The organism is Halosolutus gelatinilyticus, assembly GCF_023028105.1.
In the GTDB taxonomy this organism is placed as follows: domain Archaea; phylum Halobacteriota; class Halobacteria; order Halobacteriales; family Natrialbaceae; genus Halosolutus; species Halosolutus gelatinilyticus.
In genome coordinates this window covers 824,194-840,288 of sequence record NZ_CP095491.1, presented here as the reverse complement: position 1 = coordinate 840,288, position 16,095 = coordinate 824,194, and the positions used below count along the sequence as shown (strand labels likewise).

The 16,095-nt window shown below is 67.7% G+C and carries 19 protein-coding genes; 14 read left to right on the top strand and 5 right to left on the bottom strand.

Annotated features, from left to right (window positions below; all coding sequences use genetic code 11):
- The first annotated feature begins 61 nt into the window (after positions 1 to 61).
- The 5 genes from MUH00_RS04245 (at position 62) to MUH00_RS04225 (ending at position 5,048) form a co-directional block, all read left to right on the top strand.
- A complete protein-coding gene (locus MUH00_RS04245; protein WP_247002523.1) occupies positions 62 to 1,072 on the top strand; it encodes a hypothetical protein in 1,011 nt (336 codons plus the stop codon).
- Between the two features lie 6 nt (positions 1,073 to 1,078).
- On the top strand, positions 1,079 to 2,143 hold the full coding sequence (locus MUH00_RS04240; RefSeq protein ID WP_247002522.1) for an ABC transporter permease: 1,065 nt from the start codon (positions 1,079 to 1,081) through the stop codon (positions 2,141 to 2,143).
- Positions 2,144 to 2,146: 3 nt separating this feature from the next.
- Positions 2,147 to 2,884 (top strand): ABC transporter ATP-binding protein, encoded by a 738-nt coding sequence (locus tag MUH00_RS04235; RefSeq protein ID WP_247002521.1) that lies wholly within the window; start codon positions 2,147 to 2,149, stop codon positions 2,882 to 2,884.
- 62 nt (positions 2,885 to 2,946) lie between these two features.
- Complete coding sequence (locus MUH00_RS04230; RefSeq protein WP_247002520.1) at positions 2,947 to 3,534, top strand: TetR/AcrR family transcriptional regulator; 588 nt, start codon at positions 2,947 to 2,949, stop codon at positions 3,532 to 3,534.
- On the top strand, positions 3,534 to 5,048 hold the full coding sequence (locus MUH00_RS04225) for an MATE family efflux transporter (protein WP_247002519.1): 1,515 nt from the start codon (positions 3,534 to 3,536) through the stop codon (positions 5,046 to 5,048). The genes MUH00_RS04230 and MUH00_RS04225 overlap by 1 nt, the downstream gene beginning before the upstream one ends.
- Before the next feature lie 9 nt (positions 5,049 to 5,057).
- On the opposite strand, the gene MUH00_RS04220 is transcribed toward MUH00_RS04225, so the two are convergent.
- Positions 5,058 to 5,297 (bottom strand): hypothetical protein, encoded by a 240-nt coding sequence (locus MUH00_RS04220; protein ID WP_247002518.1) that lies wholly within the window; start codon positions 5,295 to 5,297, stop codon positions 5,058 to 5,060.
- A 149-nt stretch (positions 5,298 to 5,446) separates the two neighbouring features.
- Between MUH00_RS04220 and MUH00_RS04215 the strand changes: the two genes are divergently transcribed.
- From MUH00_RS04215 to MUH00_RS04200, 4 genes are all read left to right on the top strand, one after another.
- Complete coding sequence (locus MUH00_RS04215; protein WP_247002517.1) at positions 5,447 to 5,596, top strand: DUF7557 family protein; 150 nt, start codon at positions 5,447 to 5,449, stop codon at positions 5,594 to 5,596.
- Between the two features lie 341 nt (positions 5,597 to 5,937).
- Positions 5,938 to 6,156, top strand: coding sequence for a MarR family transcriptional regulator (locus tag MUH00_RS04210; RefSeq protein ID WP_247002516.1), 219 nt, complete (start codon positions 5,938 to 5,940; stop codon positions 6,154 to 6,156).
- 127 nt (positions 6,157 to 6,283) lie between these two features.
- A complete protein-coding gene (locus MUH00_RS04205; protein WP_247002515.1) occupies positions 6,284 to 6,700 on the top strand; it encodes a universal stress protein in 417 nt (138 codons plus the stop codon).
- A 109-nt stretch (positions 6,701 to 6,809) separates the two neighbouring features.
- Positions 6,810 to 8,063 carry a digeranylgeranylglycerophospholipid reductase gene (locus MUH00_RS04200; protein WP_247002514.1) on the top strand — a complete coding sequence of 418 codons (1,254 nt, stop codon included), beginning with the start codon at positions 6,810 to 6,812 and terminating at the stop codon, positions 8,061 to 8,063.
- Between the two features lie 237 nt (positions 8,064 to 8,300).
- On the opposite strand, the gene MUH00_RS04195 is transcribed toward MUH00_RS04200, so the two are convergent.
- Both MUH00_RS04195 and MUH00_RS04190 read right to left on the bottom strand, forming a co-directional pair.
- Complete coding sequence (locus tag MUH00_RS04195; RefSeq protein WP_247004075.1) at positions 8,301 to 8,894, bottom strand: cysteine hydrolase family protein; 594 nt, start codon at positions 8,892 to 8,894, stop codon at positions 8,301 to 8,303.
- Between the two features lie 195 nt (positions 8,895 to 9,089).
- On the bottom strand, positions 9,090 to 9,524 hold the full coding sequence (locus tag MUH00_RS04190; protein WP_247002513.1) for a response regulator: 435 nt from the start codon (positions 9,522 to 9,524) through the stop codon (positions 9,090 to 9,092).
- A 107-nt stretch (positions 9,525 to 9,631) separates the two neighbouring features.
- Between MUH00_RS04190 and MUH00_RS04185 the strand changes: the two genes are divergently transcribed.
- Positions 9,632 to 10,870, top strand: a complete 1,239-nt coding sequence (locus MUH00_RS04185) for an FAD-dependent oxidoreductase (protein ID WP_247002512.1) — start codon at positions 9,632 to 9,634, stop codon at positions 10,868 to 10,870.
- A gap of 27 nt (positions 10,871 to 10,897) precedes the next feature.
- On the opposite strand, the gene MUH00_RS04180 is transcribed toward MUH00_RS04185, so the two are convergent.
- On the bottom strand, positions 10,898 to 11,638 hold the full coding sequence (locus MUH00_RS04180) for an SDR family NAD(P)-dependent oxidoreductase (RefSeq protein WP_247002511.1): 741 nt from the start codon (positions 11,636 to 11,638) through the stop codon (positions 10,898 to 10,900).
- A 131-nt stretch (positions 11,639 to 11,769) separates the two neighbouring features.
- Between MUH00_RS04180 and MUH00_RS04175 the strand changes: the two genes are divergently transcribed.
- Positions 11,770 to 12,231 (top strand): universal stress protein, encoded by a 462-nt coding sequence (locus tag MUH00_RS04175; RefSeq protein ID WP_247002510.1) that lies wholly within the window; start codon positions 11,770 to 11,772, stop codon positions 12,229 to 12,231.
- A gap of 89 nt (positions 12,232 to 12,320) precedes the next feature.
- Here MUH00_RS04175 and MUH00_RS04170 read toward each other — a convergent pair whose 3' ends face one another.
- Positions 12,321 to 12,740 (bottom strand): hypothetical protein, encoded by a 420-nt coding sequence (locus tag MUH00_RS04170; protein WP_247002509.1) that lies wholly within the window; start codon positions 12,738 to 12,740, stop codon positions 12,321 to 12,323.
- 145 nt (positions 12,741 to 12,885) lie between these two features.
- On the opposite strand from MUH00_RS04170, the gene MUH00_RS04165 reads away from it, so the two are divergent.
- The 3 genes from MUH00_RS04165 (at position 12,886) to MUH00_RS04155 (ending at position 15,954) form a co-directional block, all read left to right on the top strand.
- Entirely contained in the window at positions 12,886 to 13,863 is a 978-nt protein-coding gene (locus MUH00_RS04165; RefSeq protein WP_247002508.1) for an ROK family protein, read from the top strand.
- 165 nt (positions 13,864 to 14,028) lie between these two features.
- Entirely contained in the window at positions 14,029 to 15,426 is a 1,398-nt protein-coding gene (locus MUH00_RS04160) for an LVIVD repeat-containing protein (protein ID WP_247002507.1), read from the top strand.
- 162 nt (positions 15,427 to 15,588) lie between these two features.
- Entirely contained in the window at positions 15,589 to 15,954 is a 366-nt protein-coding gene (locus MUH00_RS04155) for a NifU family protein (protein WP_247002506.1), read from the top strand.
- Positions 15,955 to 16,095: the final 141 nt, after the last annotated feature.

The window sequence follows — 16,095 nt, the reverse complement described above, 5'->3', positions numbered from 1 at the left end:
GGGGAGCGAACCGTTCCGGGCACCCGAACGCTTTATCCGGTTCGGTTGAGTGACAGTCACCATGTTCTGGCGATCCCCTCCGCGCCGGTACGACCGTCGAGGCGTCCGCTATCTGACCGTCGGTACGGCGATCGTGCTCCTCGTCGTCACGGCGGGCTGCGCCGGATTTCTCGGTGGCGACGATCGGGACGGCGTCGACGGCGATCCCGTCGCGCAGGTCCCGGCGAACGCGACGACGCTCGTCCACCTCGACGCCGCGGCGCTCGCCGACGGCGAGGGCGACCGGTTGCTCGCCGACCTCGAAGCCGCCGAGGGCGACGCGGCTGACACCGCCGAAATGGTGCGGGACCTCGAGAACCGGACCGGCCTCGATCCGCTGGCGACGACCGGACTGCTCCGGTTCGAACTCGCCGACGGGGCGGGGACCGGGTACGTCGTCGAGACCGATCGGTCCGAGGCCGACGTCGTCGCGGCGATCGAGGATCGGACGGGCGTCGAGTACGAACTGACGGCGGCCAGCGGTGCGGACGTCCTCTACGAACCCGTCGACGCCGACGGGAACGCGGAGCCCGCGTTCGTCGGCGTCCACGGCGACGGCCGCTACGTGGTCGGCGACGAAGCCGCGGTCCGGGCCTCGCTCGACGTCCGGTACGGCGAGGCCGATGCGATCTCGGGGCCGGTTCGCGACGCCTACGACGACGCCGTTGCGGACGGCGCCGCGCTGACCGTCGCGAGCGAACCGTCCGGATCGATCGTTCCCACGGAGTACGAGGCCTTGATTCCGCTCGATTTCGACGTCTTCGGCGAGGTCGTCGCCACCAGCCGACGGTACGACGCGGCCGACGAGGGGATCGCCGTCGACGTCGGGCTGTCCGTCGAAGACGAATCCGACGCCGCCGAGCTCGAGGAGGTCGTCCGCGGCGCGATCGGCTACCTGATCGAGAACCCGCTCACCGATGAGACGGTCGCCGACGCGCTGGAGACGGTCGCGGTCGATCGCGAGGGAACGACCGTCACGCTCGCCTACGAGGGCGACGTCGACGCCGTCCTCGCCCTGTTCGAGGAGGTGTAGCCGGGCGTGGACCTCCTCGCGCTGTTGCGGAAGGAAGCGATCGCTACCCGTCGCAACCTCGGCCTCGCGATCGTCCTCCTCGTGGTATTGCCCGGGGCGATCGTCGCCGGGACCCTCGTCTTCGAACAGACGATTCCGCGGGACGTGCCGGTCGGCGTCGTCGCCGACGACGGCGCGTCCGCGAACGACGTCGCGATCGTCCGCGCGGGTATCGCGTCGTTCGCGACGCCGCAGGAGTACGAGACGAGCGATGAGGCCACCCGCGCGCTCCGGCGCGAGGAGATCTACCTGGTGATACGCGTTCCCGGATCGCTCATGGACTCGGAGGCGAACGCGACCGTGACCGTCCGATCGGACCACGCGTTCGTGCCGTTCGAGGAACCGGTCGACGAGAGCGTCGGCCTCGTCGAATCCGAACTCGATCGGGCGTTCCCGGCGACCGTCTCCGTCGAGCACGAGCGGGTCGGCGATCCCCGGACCCTCTCGGAGTTTCTCGTCCCCACCGGCGTGTTCGTCTTCGTCGTCCTGTACGCGCTCGTCTACCTTCCCTACCAGGTGCGCTCCGAGCGACTGGTACTCGATCGCCTGCAGACCGAATCCCGGCTGGATCTCGTCGTCGCGAGCAAACTCCTCTTTCACGGCGCCCTGCTCGTGATCCCGGCGGCGATCGTCGCCGCTGTCGCGGCCTGGGCGGGTATCGACGTCGCGGCGCTGTCCCCGTCGACCCTGTTCGTTCTGGCGGTGACGTTCGTCTATCTCGCGGCGATCGGGCTGGCCGTGTGCTTCGCCCTCCGGCTGACGAAGACGGCGCTGTTCGCCAACCTCGCCGTTGCACTGGGCGTCTTCGCCCTCTCGAGTCTCGTCTATCCCGTGGGTTTCTTCTCGCCGGTCCAGGGGACCATCTCGCGCGCGCTCCCGACCCACTACTCGGCGATCGCGATCCGGAGCACGATGCTTCGAGACGCGCCGATCGCCCTGTACGCCGATTACCTGTCCTGGCTCGCGGCGACGGCGATCGGCTCGCTCGTCGCCCTGAAACTGGCGCTCGCGGTCTACCAACGGAGGCGATAACGAATGGAGACGACCGCCGACGATACGACTACCGACGACGCCGACGACGCGACGGATCTCGCCGCCGATCCCGACGGGACCGACGCCCCGCTCGCGCTGTCGAACGCGACGAAACGATACGGGAAAACGACAGCACTCGAAGGGGTCAGCCTCGCGTTCGAACCGGGGACGTTCCACGGCCTTATCGGGCCGAACGGTTCGGGCAAGACCACCCTGTTCGCCCTTCTCGCAGGACTCGCCCGACCGACCAGCGGCCGGGTCGATCGCGCGTCCGCGTCGGTCGGCTACAGCTTCCAGGAGCCGCGGTTCTACCCCGACCTGACCGTCCGGGAGAACCTCGCGGTCTTCCGTGGCTTCGTCGACGATCCGCCGCCCGAATCCTGGACCGAGACGCTGCTCGACGAACTTCGGCTCGCCCCCGCCGCCCACCGCCGGGCCGACGAACTCTCGGGCGGGTTCCGCACGAAACTCGACCTCGCACTCGCGCTGGTCAAGCGCCCGCGGTTCCTGTTGCTCGACGAACCGCTCGCCGACGTCGACGAGTATTCCCGGCGACGGATCCGATCGTTTCTCGCGTCCTACCAGCGTGAGAGCAATCGAACCGTCGTCGTCTCGACGCACAACGTCGCCGCCTTCGCCGATCTGTTCGATCGGGTCACGGTCATCGTCGACGGGGAACTCCGGATCGACGGTCCGCCCGAAGAGGACGTGCTCGCCCAGTACCGATCGGCGCTCGACTGACGACCGCGACCGGATTCCGAGTCCGGAACGCATTTGACTAACCGGTTAGTCAATTCGTACTGATGGCGGACGCCGACGAGGAGATCATGGATGCGATCTATCGCGCGCTCTGTGAGCACGGGTACGCCGAGCTGACGATGCAGCGCATCGCGGATCACACGGACAAGAGCAAGGCGACGCTTCACTACCACTACGACACGAAAGAGGACTTGCTGCAAGCGTTCCTGGAGCACGTGGCGGACTGGTACGAGTCCGAAATCGTCGTCGACTCGGCCGACCCCGAAACGCGGCTGCGATCGGTCGTGTCGACGGTGTTCGATCGGGCCGAAGAGGATCGCGGGGAGTACCCGACCGCCCTGCTAGAGATCAAAGCGCAGGCGCCGTACAACGAGGCCTACCGCGAGCGCCTGCGGACGCTCGACGAGCGATTCCGTCGAACGGTCGCGGAGGCGGTTCGGGACGGCATCGACGAGGGCGTCTTCGCGGACGCCGATCCGCACGGGGTCGCGCGGTTCGTCGCCACCGCGACGAACGGCGGCCACACTCGCGAGGTCGCGCTCGGGGAGGACCCCGCCGAAACGCGGACCCTCGTCGAGACGTACCTCGAATCCACCCTCGGCATCGACTTCGACGGGGAGGGGGAGACTTGATGTTCAAAGGCCCCGACGAACTCGACCTCACGAGCGGCGGGATCGGGTGGCCGCTGTTCTATCTCTCCATTCCGATCGTCATCACGAACCTGCTGCAAACCGCCTACAACCTCGTCGACACGTTCTGGCTGGGACAGTACTCGACGACGGCGCTGGCGGCCATCTCCTTTGCGTTCCCGATGGTTTTCCTGCTGATCTCGCTGGGCATCGGTCTCTCGGTGGCTGGGTCGGTGCTGGTCGCCCAGAACGTCGGCGCGGGCGACGATCGGCAAGCGGAGTACGCCGCCTCCCAGACCGTGCTGTTCTCGTTCGTCGCCGCGGCCATTATGGGCGCCGTCGGCTACGTGGCCGTCGACGACTTGTTGCGCCTGTTCGGGGCGGCCCCGGACACGCTGGCGGCCGCGACTGCGTACATGCAGGTGATCGCGATCGGACTGCCGCTGATGTTCGGCTTCTTCATCTTCATCTCGCTGATGCGGGGGTACGGCGACACGGTCACGCCCATGCTCGTGATGTTCGGAACCGTCGTGGTCAACATGATCCTGGATCCGTTTCTCATCTTCGGGTGGACGGTCGTAACCGACGCTCCGCTGGTCGGAACGATCGCGTTCCCGGAACTGGGGATCGAGGGGGCCGCGTACGCGACGGTCTTCTCCCGAGGCGTGGCGATGGTCGTCGGGATGGCGATCATGCTCCGCGGAACCCGCGGCGTCAAGATCCGACCGGCGGACATGCGGCCGGATCTCGCGTACTTCCGGAAGATGCTCGACATCGGGATCCCCGCCTCGGTCGAGGGGACCGCGCGGGCGGCGTCGGTCAACGCGATGCTCCTGGTCGTCGGCGCGTTCTCGACGACCGTCGTCGCCGGTTACGGGATCGGCATCCGCGTCTTCTCGGTGATCTTCCTGCCGGCGATCGCGGTTTCGCAGGGCGTCGAGACCATGGCCGGGCAGAACATCGGCGCCCGAAAGCCCGAGCGCGCCGGCCAAACCGCGCATTTCGCTTCGAAGGCGATGTTCCTCGTCCTCGGGGCGATGGGCGCGTTCATCTTTCTGGTTCCGACGCCGATCGCCGCCGTGTTCACGGACGATCCAGGCGTCGTCGCGGTGGCTGCCGAGTTCCTCCGGTACGTCGCGCTCACGTTCGGCTTCATCGGCGTGATCCGCGCGTACACCGGCGTCTTCCGCGGCGCCGGACAGACGCTGGTGGCCGCGGCGATCGCGGTGTTGTTCCTGGGTCTGATCCGACTGCCCGTCGCGGCGGCGCTGAGTCACGGGGTCGGCCCCGTCACCCTTCGAATCGCCGACTGGTCGATCGCGGTCCCGGCGCTCGTCGAGTCGATCGGACCGCTCGGCATCTGGTGGGGGTTCATCGTTTCGAACGTCGCCGGCGCCGTCATCGCCTACGGCTGGTTCCGCCGGGGAACCTGGCGCACCGGCGACGTCAGGGGCTCGCCGGATCGGGAACCCGCCGGCGCGGAGGCGGAGGACGTCGAACCGACGACCGACGACTGACGGGCGACGTTAGAGTTCGCCGCGCAGAACGATCTCCTCGTCGATCGTCGCGATCATGTCCTCGGTCACCAGGTAATCTTCCTCGTCCTCGCCCTCGACGCCGAGTTTCGCCAGCAGGTGTTCCGCGACGCTCGGGTTCGGGTCGACGGCCGCTCGATCCCGCTCGACGCTCGCGACGATCCCGAGTTCCTTCCCCTCCGCATCGACGACCGTCTTTCCGATTTCGTCGTCCGTGAGTGTCGCTGCCATCGATCGCCGGTAGGACGGGCAGCGGAGTAATTGGGGTCCTTTCTCGTGCTTGCTCGCGGGCTGCACACGCGCCCCGGGAGTATTATCAGCAGGGTCGACGATAGTACCGCCGACGGCCGCGACCGCCGTAGGCGCGGGCTCGACTTCCCATGACGCACACGATCGAAATCAGCGACGACCTCAAGGACCGACTCGACAGTCACCGCGACGAGGGGCAATCCTACGAAGAGCTCGTCGAGGAACTAGTGTCGATTTACGAAACGGAAGGGACGTTCCTCCAGGAAGGATATTCGGAGTGACGCGGACGCCCGCGATCTTTCGCCCGGCGCGAGCGCCCCGGCTCCGTCGATCAGCCGGGGCCGTCCGCAACCGTCTCCGGCCGATCGAGTAATCCCGCGTTTCGATCGCGCTCGGCCGCGCGGACCCCGCGAACGGACGATCGCCGCGGGATCGACGGCGGACCGCGAACCGCCAATCGCCGATTGGAGATCGGTAATTCGAGCGCGCTGTCGTGGCCACGCCGCGTCCGGGCGGATCGATCGCGGTCGGTCCACGAGCCGCGTCGGTGCGGACTAGTAACGGCGAACGGCGCGGCTGTACCGTTCGAATAACAATGCGATCGCGACCCTACGCAGTCCGTATGAGCGCCCAAACGAGCAGTTCACGAGAAGTACCGGCCAGCATCGACTCGCCGCGTGCGAAACTCGTGTACCTCTACCTCGACGCGAGCGAGGGCGCGACCGTCGAGGAGATGCAACACGATCTCGACATGCCCAAGATCTCGCTGTTGAGCCTGTTGCAGGCGCTCGCGGCGCAAGACCTGGTCGGCAGGGGCGACGGGAGGTACGTCTGCCAGTGACCGTTTCCCCGACGGTGCGAGCGCGGACGGTCGCGATCGAGTCGCGAACGCGGAGCGGTGACGGGTCCGGTCCGATCGCGGGTTCGCGGAGCGGTTACCCGACCGAGGGGCCGCCGTAACGTGGACGATGCGACTGCTGGTCGCACTCGACGACTCGGAGCCGGCGTGGGCGGCTCTCGAATTCGCGTGCGCCGAACACGGCGAGGACGACGTGATAGTGGTCCACGCGGTCGATCCCTCCGAAAGCGGCTACGGCGAGTTCGCCCACCTCGGGACCGCGGCGATAGTCGAGCGACAGCGGGTGCGCGCGGACGCGCTGTTTGAGGCGGCCCGCTCGCGTGCCGCGGTCCACGGGTGTTCGATCGAGACGGAAACGCTCATGGGGCGACCGGCGGACGCGATCGTCGGATGCGCGGCCGACCGCGGGATCGATCGGATCGTCGTCGGCAGCCACGGTCGAACGGGCGTCTCGCGGATCCTGCTCGGAAGCGTCGCGGAAGGAATCGCCCGACGGGCGTCGGTTCCCGTGACGATCGTCGGATGAACGCGCGATCGGAGCGGCGGCGAAAAACATACGGTACCGTACCTGTCCAAATTATGTCACGCGATCGCGACTGAATAGACTAATTACAGTCCGAGATAGTCCATTCCCTATGAACAACCGCTACGATGTGGTGATCGCCGGCGCCGGCCCCGCTGGCGCTCAGTGTGCTCGCGATCTCGCCGCTCGCGGGTACGACGTCGTCGTCCTGGAGACGGAATCGGAGGACGAGTTCCCGCGCCAGAGCAACAAGTCCACCGCGGGAACGTTCCCGTCGATGATGTCCTCGTTTGGAGTTCCGGACGACGTCGTGATGCAGTATACGGACAAGGTCGTCCTCGAGTCGCCGACCGACCACTACGTCCGGGAACAGCCGGGGGCCGTCCTCGAGTTCGCCGACTTCAAACGATTCCTCGTGAAGGACGGCCGCGACGACGGCGCCGAGTACCGCTTCGACGCGCGCGTCACCGCGCCGATCACGGAGGGTGGCGAGATCGTCGGCGTCAGGTACAACGGCGACGAGGAGGTGTACGGCGAGATCGTCGTCGACGCCACGGGTCCGGCCGCCCCGCTCGCGAAGAAACTCGGCGTCGTCGATCTCAAACGGGAGAACCACGCGATCGGCATCGAGTTCGAGTTCGAGGGGATCGACGTCGACCGCCCCGGCTTCGCCGACCTCCACGACGCGATGATGCTCAGGCTGGACCACGAACTCGCGCCGGGCGGCTACTCGTGGATCTTTCACACCGGCGAGGACACCGCGAAGGTGGGCCTCTGTTACCTCAGCAGCGACCAGTACCAGCGGTACGGCCGCGACGACTTCAGCATCGACGACTACCTGAACCACTGGCTGGAGACCGACCCGCGGCTCCGGAACGCGACTCGCCTCGAAGGGAAGATGCACCGCGGTTCCGCCCACATCCAGATGCCCGGAAAGATGCACACCGATCGGTTCATGGCGATCGGCGACACCGTCCCGACGGTCGATCCCCTGTGGGGCGAGGGGATCAACAAGTGCATGCAATCCGGTCGCGTGGCCGCGGCCACCGCGGACAGCTGTCTCAAACACGGCGACCTCGAACCGACCGCCGAGAACCTCGAAGTGTACGAGACGCTCTGGCACCGCGACGTCGCACCGAATATGCGCGCTCGCCTGCTGATGACGCGACTCCTCTACTTCGCGCCGAACGACCGCTACGACCGGCTGATGGCCGATCTGCAGCGGTTCGACGACGACACGCTGGCGAAGGCCAATAACGGCGACCCGTTCGCGATCACGAGCCTGCTCCACGCCGAAGACCTGCCGATTCTCGCCCGGTTCGCGAAGGAGGAACTGAAACTCAGCGACTTCAATCCGCTCTCCTGAGCGGGACCGGCGGTCGCCCGCAGAGCCGCGTTCGACCCTGCTTCTCGACACCCCGTCGTTCCGCCGATCGCTATCGGATTCGCCGATCGCGTCGCCGTCCGGCGCGTTCGAGTACCGACGCCCGCGCCTCAGGCGAGGAACATCGACTCGAACGATCGGACGCTGTCGTCGATTGCGGTTCGGACCGGCGTCGGCGGCTCGTGATGGTGCCGCTGACGTTCGTCTGAACTGCGCCGCCTACCTCTCCAGCAACTCGTCCGTCCGCACCACCGTCGCGAACTCTCCCTGGAGGTGGGCGAGCGCGGTCCGGTGGATCGTCTCCGCGTCGAACCGCTCGCCGTCGAAGGTCCGATCGAACGTCGCGCTCGCGTCGGCGACGAGGAAGACCTCGAAGCCACGATTGTCCGCCATTCTGGTCGTCGTCGATACGCAGTGGTCCGTCGTCAGCCCCGCGATCACGAGCGTCTCGCGCCCCCGGTCGCGGAACCGCGATTCGAGGTCCGTGTCGACGAACGCGCCGTTGACCGACTTCTCGATCGTCGGCTCCCCATCGCGGGGTTCGACCTCCGGTTTGAACGCGAAGCCGGGTTGATCGGGCCGCAGCGGCGAGTCGGGTTCGGTCGAGGCGTGGCGGACGTGGACGATCGGTCGATCGGTGTCCCGCCACCTCGAGAGCAGCCTCGCGGCTCGCTCCTCGGCGTCGGGGTTGTTCCGGGCTCCCCACGAGTCCTCGTCGAACCCCTGCTGGAAGTCGATCAGGACGAGTACCGCACCGTCGGGAAGTTCGATTCCTTCGCTCGTCTCCGTCGCCGCGGCCCCGCCGCCGGTCATCGCCACCACGCGATCGGGTTCGGACGATCGCGTTCGATTCGGCGCGTCGGGCTGGCGGGTGACGCCGGGGCGACCTTCGATCGGGTCATAGGTCCGAGAACGGAGACCGTCGGCATAGCGTCTTCGCACCGGCCGGGACGCCGCTCGGTTCTCGGCCCCAGATCACTCGGCACGCAACGCGCGTCGTCGTCCGTCTCAGTTGTGGGACCGAACGATCGAGATCCGGAACTCGTCGAACTCGCGCACTACGTCGATGAACTCGCCGTGATCGATCGGCTTCTCGAGCACCGCGTCCTCGTCCGCGTCGTGATCGAGGTCGCGCGATTCGATCAGTTGCTCGTCCACGCCGGTCAACACGATAACGGGGACGTGACCCAGCTCCGGATGGTGTTTGATCTCGTGGAGCACGTCCTCGCCGTCGACCTTCGGCAGGTTGAGGTCCAGCAAGACGACGTCCGGTCGAGGTGCGTCCTCGTACCCGTCTTCACGGTGAAGGAAGTCCAGCGCCGCCCGGCCGTCGGTGACGGTGTGTAGGCGGTTGTTGATCTGCCCGTCTCGGAACGCCTCCTCGACGAGGCGAACGTCGCCGGGATTGTCCTCGATTAACAGTATATTCGCCTCGTCGCCCATGGAATGTGCTCGTCGGTCGAACGGAATAAGGTAACCGGTGGTCGAGATCGTCGCGTCGCTTCGATCGCCGGGCGCAGACGTTTCCCGATCGGACCGCTAGCCGAGGTATGCCCCTTCGTACGGACGTCCTCGTCATCGGCGGCGGCGCCACCGGCGCCGGAATCGCGCGCGACCTCGCGCTGCGCGGCGTCGACGTGGTGCTCGTCGATCGCGGCGGCCTCGCCGGCGGTACGTCGAGTCGCTCCCACGGCCTGCTCCACAGCGGCGCGCGGTACGCGGAGGCCGATCGGGTCGGCGCCGAGGAGTGCATCCGGGAACGACGGATCCTCGGATCCATCGCCGGCGAGTGCGTGCGCGACACGGGCGGACTGTTCGTCGAACTCGAGGACGACGATCCCGACTACCTGCGGACCAAACGCGACACCTGCGCCGACGTCGGCATTCCGACGACGCTCCTGACCGCCGCGGAGGCCCGCGATCGGGTCCCGGACCTCGCGCCGGATGTCCGGCGTGCGATGGCGGTTCCCGACGCCGCGGTCTACCCGTCTCGACTCGTGGCGGCGAACGCCGCGGACGCTCGCGATCACGGCGCGCGGATCCTCACGCACACGCCCGTCGAGGGGATGCGCGTCGAAGGCGATCGGATCGCTGGCGTCCGGGTCGGCGGTCGGATCGACGACGCCATCGAGGCCGACTACGTCGTCAACGCCGCCGGCGCGTGGGCCGGGCGACTCGCCGCGATGGCAAACGTCGACGTCGAGATGCAACCAAATCGTGGCGTGATGGTTTCCGTCCGGTACGGCGGTCTCGAGCCGGTTCTCAACCGGAGTCGAGAACCCGCGGACGGCGACATCGTCGTCCCGCACGACGACGAGGTCGTCCTCGGGACCACGAGCGTCGACGTCGCCGATCCCGACGACTACGAGACCGCCGACTGGGAGGTCGATCGCGTCCGCGAGGAGTGCGCGCGGATGCTCCCGCCCGTCGCCGACGCCGAACGGATTCGGACCTGGTGGGGCGTTCGCCCGCTCTACGCGCCCGACGAGGCGACCCGCGAGGCGCGGGGGATCTCCCGCGGCTTCTTCCTGCTCGATCACGCTGACGCGGGCGCGGAAAATTTCGCGTCGATCGTCGGCGGGAAACTGACGACCTACCGAGCGATGGCCGAAACGACGGCGGATCTGGTCTCCGATCGGCTCGGCGTCCACGAACCCTGCGTCACGGCCGATCGCCGTCTCCCGGGCGCCGACGATCCCGATCGGCTCGACGAGTTCGTCGCGGCGTTCGATGCCGGCGGCCCGTCCGACGCGGACGTGGTCTCGGGGCTCGATCGGTCCGGCCCGTAGCCGGAGCGGGCTCCACGCCTCCGGCGGCTACACGTCCTCCGGGAGCCAGCCGCCGTCGACCTCGACGTTCTGTCCGCTGATGTAGTCGCTGTCCGGATCGAGGAAGAACCGGAGCGGCTGGATCAGGTCGTCGAACGAGGCGGGCCGATCGCGCGGCAACTCGTCGGGGAACTCCTCGGAGTTTTCGACCACGTAGGGCGAGATCGCGTTGACGGTTATTTCGTCGTCCTGCGTGTCAGCCGCGAGCATCCGGGTGAACATCAGGACGCCCGCTTTCGCGACGAAGTACGGGAAGTTCTTCGGGTTGACCAGCCCCTTCTCGCTCGACGCGTAGCCGACGTTGACGATCCGGCCGTACCCGCTCTCGCGCATCCCGTGGAGCGCGCGCCTCGAGCAGAGGTAGGTCCCGTTCAGGTTCGTCTCGAGCACGCGGTTCCACGTCGCGAACTCGAGGTCGGCCCAGTGGGCGGGCGCGAAGTCGCCGACGTTGTTCACCACCACGTCGACGTCCCCGAGTTCAGCCTCGATCGCCGCGAAGAGGCCGTCGACGCTCTCGGGATCGGTGACGTCGCCCTGGACGGTCATCGCGTCCGCCGCGCCGCGGTCGATCGCTTCGGCGGCGACCTCGCGGGCGGCGTCGGCGCTCGTGTGGTAGTGGACGGCCGTTTCCGCCCCCCACTCGGCCGTCGCCAGGAGGAGTTCGCGACCGACGCCCCTTCCGCTGCCCGTGACGACTACCGTTCGTCCCTCGAGGTCGAGTCCGTCCATACCTCGCCTTCCGGTTGTGGCGGATTAGCTCTGTTGTCCGCGGCGATCGCGTCGACCGGCCGACGATCCCCATCGGACGCGAACCCTAAAAAAGAGTAAAAATATTACGGGCGGCGACACACAGTGGTCGTATGACTCTCACTACGGTCCTGCTCGCCGTCGGCCCAGGCGACGCCGATCGAAGCGACGAACTCGCCGAAACGGTTCTGGAAGTGGCGAAACCGGCCGACGCCACCGTCACGATAGCGCACGTCTTCACGCGGGACGAGTACGACGAAGTGATCACCCGCCTCGAGTTCTCGCCCGAGCGCGACGAGATCGATCCGGACGAGGTCGCGACCCGACACTCGACGGTTCGGGATATCCGCGCGGTGCTCGACGAACACGACGTGGAGTACGGGATCCGCGGCGCCGTCGGCGACCACGGGCCGACGATCGTCGACCTCGCGACCGAAACCGACGCCGATCGGGTCGTCGTCGGCGGCCGGCGCCGCTCGCCCACGGGGAAGGCGGTGTTCGGCTCGACGGCCCAGGAGGTCCTGTTGTCGGCGCCCTGCCCCGTGACGTTCGTCCGGAGCGCGGACGACGCCTGACGGCCCGGAGTAATCGTAACCCCCGTTTTTCGCGTCGGCGCTCGAACGCGACGATCCCGAGCCGCGGGCAAGGGGGTCGCGGGTGACGCTCAGCGCCGTTCCGCCCGCTCTTTCCACTCGCGTTCCTGCCGCCGCTCGCGGACGTGGCGCTGGCCGTCGGCGAGTTCGCGGCGGACGCGCCGCTCGAGGGCGGTCGTCTCGTCGAGCAGCGTCTCCTGGAAGTTCTCGAGGACGTCGTACGACCAGCGATCGTCGTCGACGACGCCGTGGGGGAGCAACTCGGCTCGAATGGCGTCGGCGAGGTCGTCGTGACCGCTGGCTCGCAGTCGACGTTCGGCCTCGTAGAGGTGATCCATTCCGTGCCCCGTCGCGTGGTGGAACTCGATCAGACAGCCCTGGGCGCGCTGGAACCACTCCAGTCCCAGTTCGACCTCGTGGAGCGCCTCGAGTTCTTCGTCGGTGAGCTCCGGCGCCGATCCGGGGTCCGTGGGTGCGTCGTCGGTGGCCATACGCCGTACTATGTTACTATCTGTCATACGTGTGTCGACGGCTCGCACGAACTCGCCGTTCCCGGTCGTAACGGTTACGATCGCTACCCGAATGCGAGTCAAGATATTGGTTGTTAAGTACGGCGACCTCCGTCCCTAGGATAGCATGGTCTACTATGCGGGCGTCGACCTCGGCGCGACGAACGTGCGGGCGGCCGTGGCCGAGGCCGACGGGACGACGATCGGTGTGAGCCGGAACGCGACACCGCGCGGTCCCACGGGCATCGACGTGACCGAGGGCGTCCTCCGAACGCTTCGCGAGGCGTGCGGCGACGCGGGCGTGGCCGCCGCCGAAATCGCGGCCGCGGGAATCGGGTCGATCGGCCCGTTCGACCTCGCGGAAGGGGCGGTGATCGATCCCGCGAACCTCCCGGACTCGATCGATCGGATCCCCCTCACCGGCCCCATCGAACAGTTGATCGACAGCGACGAGGTCCACCTCCACAACGACACGACGGCCGGCGTCATCGGCGAGCGGTTTCACTCGGCTCGCAACCCCGACGACATGGTCTACATCACGATCTCGTCGGGGATCGGGGCCGGCGTCTGCTGCGACGGCGAGATCGTCAGCGGCTGGGACGGCAACGCCGGCGAGGTCGGCCACTACGTCGTCGATCCGCGAGGTCGCCTCACCTGCGGCTGCGGTCACGATGGCCACTGGGAGGCCTACTGTTCGGGCACCGCCATCCCGCAGTACGCTCGACTGCTCGCCGAGGACGACCCGACGATCGCGACCGACCTGCCGCTCGAAGGCCCCGACTTCACGGCGAAAGACGTCTTCGAACTCGCCGGCGAGGACGAACTGGCCGACTACGTGATCGACCAACTCGCCCACTGGAACGCGATCGGCGTCGCGAACGTGATCCACGCGTTCGCGCCGATCGTAATCTCCTTCGGCGGCGCCGTCGCGCTCAACAACGAGGACCTGGTCGTCGAGCGGATCCGCGAGCGCGTCTCCGGGATGGTGATGTCCAACGTCCCCGAGATCACCGCCACCGAGCACGGCGACGACGTCGTCCTCGAGGGCGCCCTCGCGAGCGCCCTGACCGGGGGAACGGGCGACCGGCGCAAACTCGACGCGTGACGATCGGCCGCGGGGCGTCGGAGACGCCGGATCTAGGACTCCGCCAATTGCTGGTCGCGGGCGCAGCACTTTCTCGATCGCCGCCCGCGACACCGACCGGGCGGACGATCACGCCGCCCGGGCCGACTCCCCACGTTATTTATCCGGATAGACCCTTGTGATCGTATGCACCGACGAGCCCTCCTCCGAACAGGCGTCACCGCAGGCGCCGCCCTCGTCTCCCCGCGGATCGGGGCCGCATCGATCGCGGCGGCCCGGCAGGATACCGGCGAGTTCGAGCCGCTGGGCCGGATTTCCGTCGAGGGCGCGGCCGAAGCGGCCGTCGACGACACCGGCGACGTCGCGTACCTCGCGGCGACGAACGGGTTCGCGACCGTCGACGTGAGCGATCCCGCCGAGCCGAAGCGTCTCGCCGAAGAGCGACGGATCGAGGTCGACGGGGCGCAGCTGTCGATGATCCTCGACGTCTCGGTCGACGGCGATCGGCTGGTCGCTCCCGGCCCCGTGAACCCGATCGACCGCTTCTTCGACGGATTCGTCGTCTACGACGTGAGCGATCCCGCCGACCCGGAGCGGGTCGCCGACTACGAAACCGGGTACCACATCCACAACTGCGAACTCGACGGCGACGTGCTCTACGTGGTCGCCAACGGCCCCGGCGGGAACGCGCTCGAACTCTTCGACGTCGGCGGCGACGAGGTCGAGGAACTCGGCCGCTGGTCGCTGCTGGACCGCGAACCGGAGTGGGAGGAGGTCGGCTGGCGGACCTGGTATCTCCACGACGTCACCGTGCGCGACGACGTCGCCTGCCTGGCACACTGGGACGCCGGGACCTACCTGCTGGACGTCAGCGATCCGTCAGAGCCCGAGCACATCTTCCGGGTGGCGGAGGTCGCCGTCGAGGACGCACGCGACGTCGAAACCGGCGCGGATCCCGAGCACGGGCTCCCGGGGAACGATCACTACGCGGCCGTCGACGATACCGGTGACCTACTGGCGGTGGGCCGGGAGGCGTGGACGACCGGCGGCAGTGGTCCCGACGGGCCGGGCGGGATCGACCTCTACGACGTGGGCGATCCCGACGATCCTCGCCGCCTGGCGACGATCGACCCGCCCGAACCCGAGTCGGGAGACGGCTCGTACAACCGCGGCGAGTGGACCACGTCGCACAACTTCGAGCTCCGCGACGGCCGCCTCTACTCGTCGTGGTACCAGGCTGGCGTGAAGGTCCACGACGTCTCCGATCCGGGCGATCCCGTCGAACTCGTCTCCTGGGCCGATCGCGAAACTGCGGGATTCTGGACGGCTCGCGTCGCGACCCCCGGCGAGACGTTCGTCGCGAGCAGCACCGGACTGATCCCCAACGCCGAGACCGAGCACGCGCTCTACACGTTCCCAATTCCCCCCGACGAGAACGGTGAAGACGGCGGTACCGGCGCGGCGGACGACGATGATTCGGTTCCGGGATTCGCAGGGATCGCGGGCGTCGTCGGACTCGCCGGTGGCGCACTCGGCCTCGAGTGGGCGCGTCGCCGGCGCGGCCGCGATCGTCGCCGCGAGTGATCGGTCCCCTTCCGCGGGCCATGCTGCCATTTTTCGGCGACTGTTGTCGGGACCCGGACGGGTGTCGCATCCGCCGATCGCTCGAAATCCCTCGTGATCGATCCTGAGCGTTTGCTACCGAGGACCAAACGTTATTCACGCATCGAGCACGTACAGCGGGTAATGACCGACTCCGAGGACGGGACGACGCTCAAGGAGCGCGTCGAGAAGTGGCTGATGCGCGAGATGCCGATCATCCAGATGCACGGCGGCACGAGCGCGGTACGAAAGGCGGACCCCGAGACGGGAGAGGTGATCGTCGAACTCGGCGGCGGCTGCAAGGGGTGTTCGATCAGCGACGTCACCACGGGGAACATCGAGGCCGAACTCATCCGGTGGCCCGAGGTCGACGACGTGACCGTCCGCGTCCCCGACGCCCGCGAGAGCCTCGGCGGACCGCAACAGGCCGAGTCCATCATGGGCATCGATCGAACCGAGGGCGGCCGGGGCGACTGGGGCTCCTCGAACCCCGGCAAGGACCACCTCTGATCGCGGCCCACCGTTGACCGGTCGGGGAGTCGACGCGACGCCGATCGGTTCCGTTCGAGTCCATCACGTGCGATTTGTTGACAGGGAGGTGCATTTTGCGAAGTCCTATATCCTTTTACGCGCCCACTACGGACTCGTACA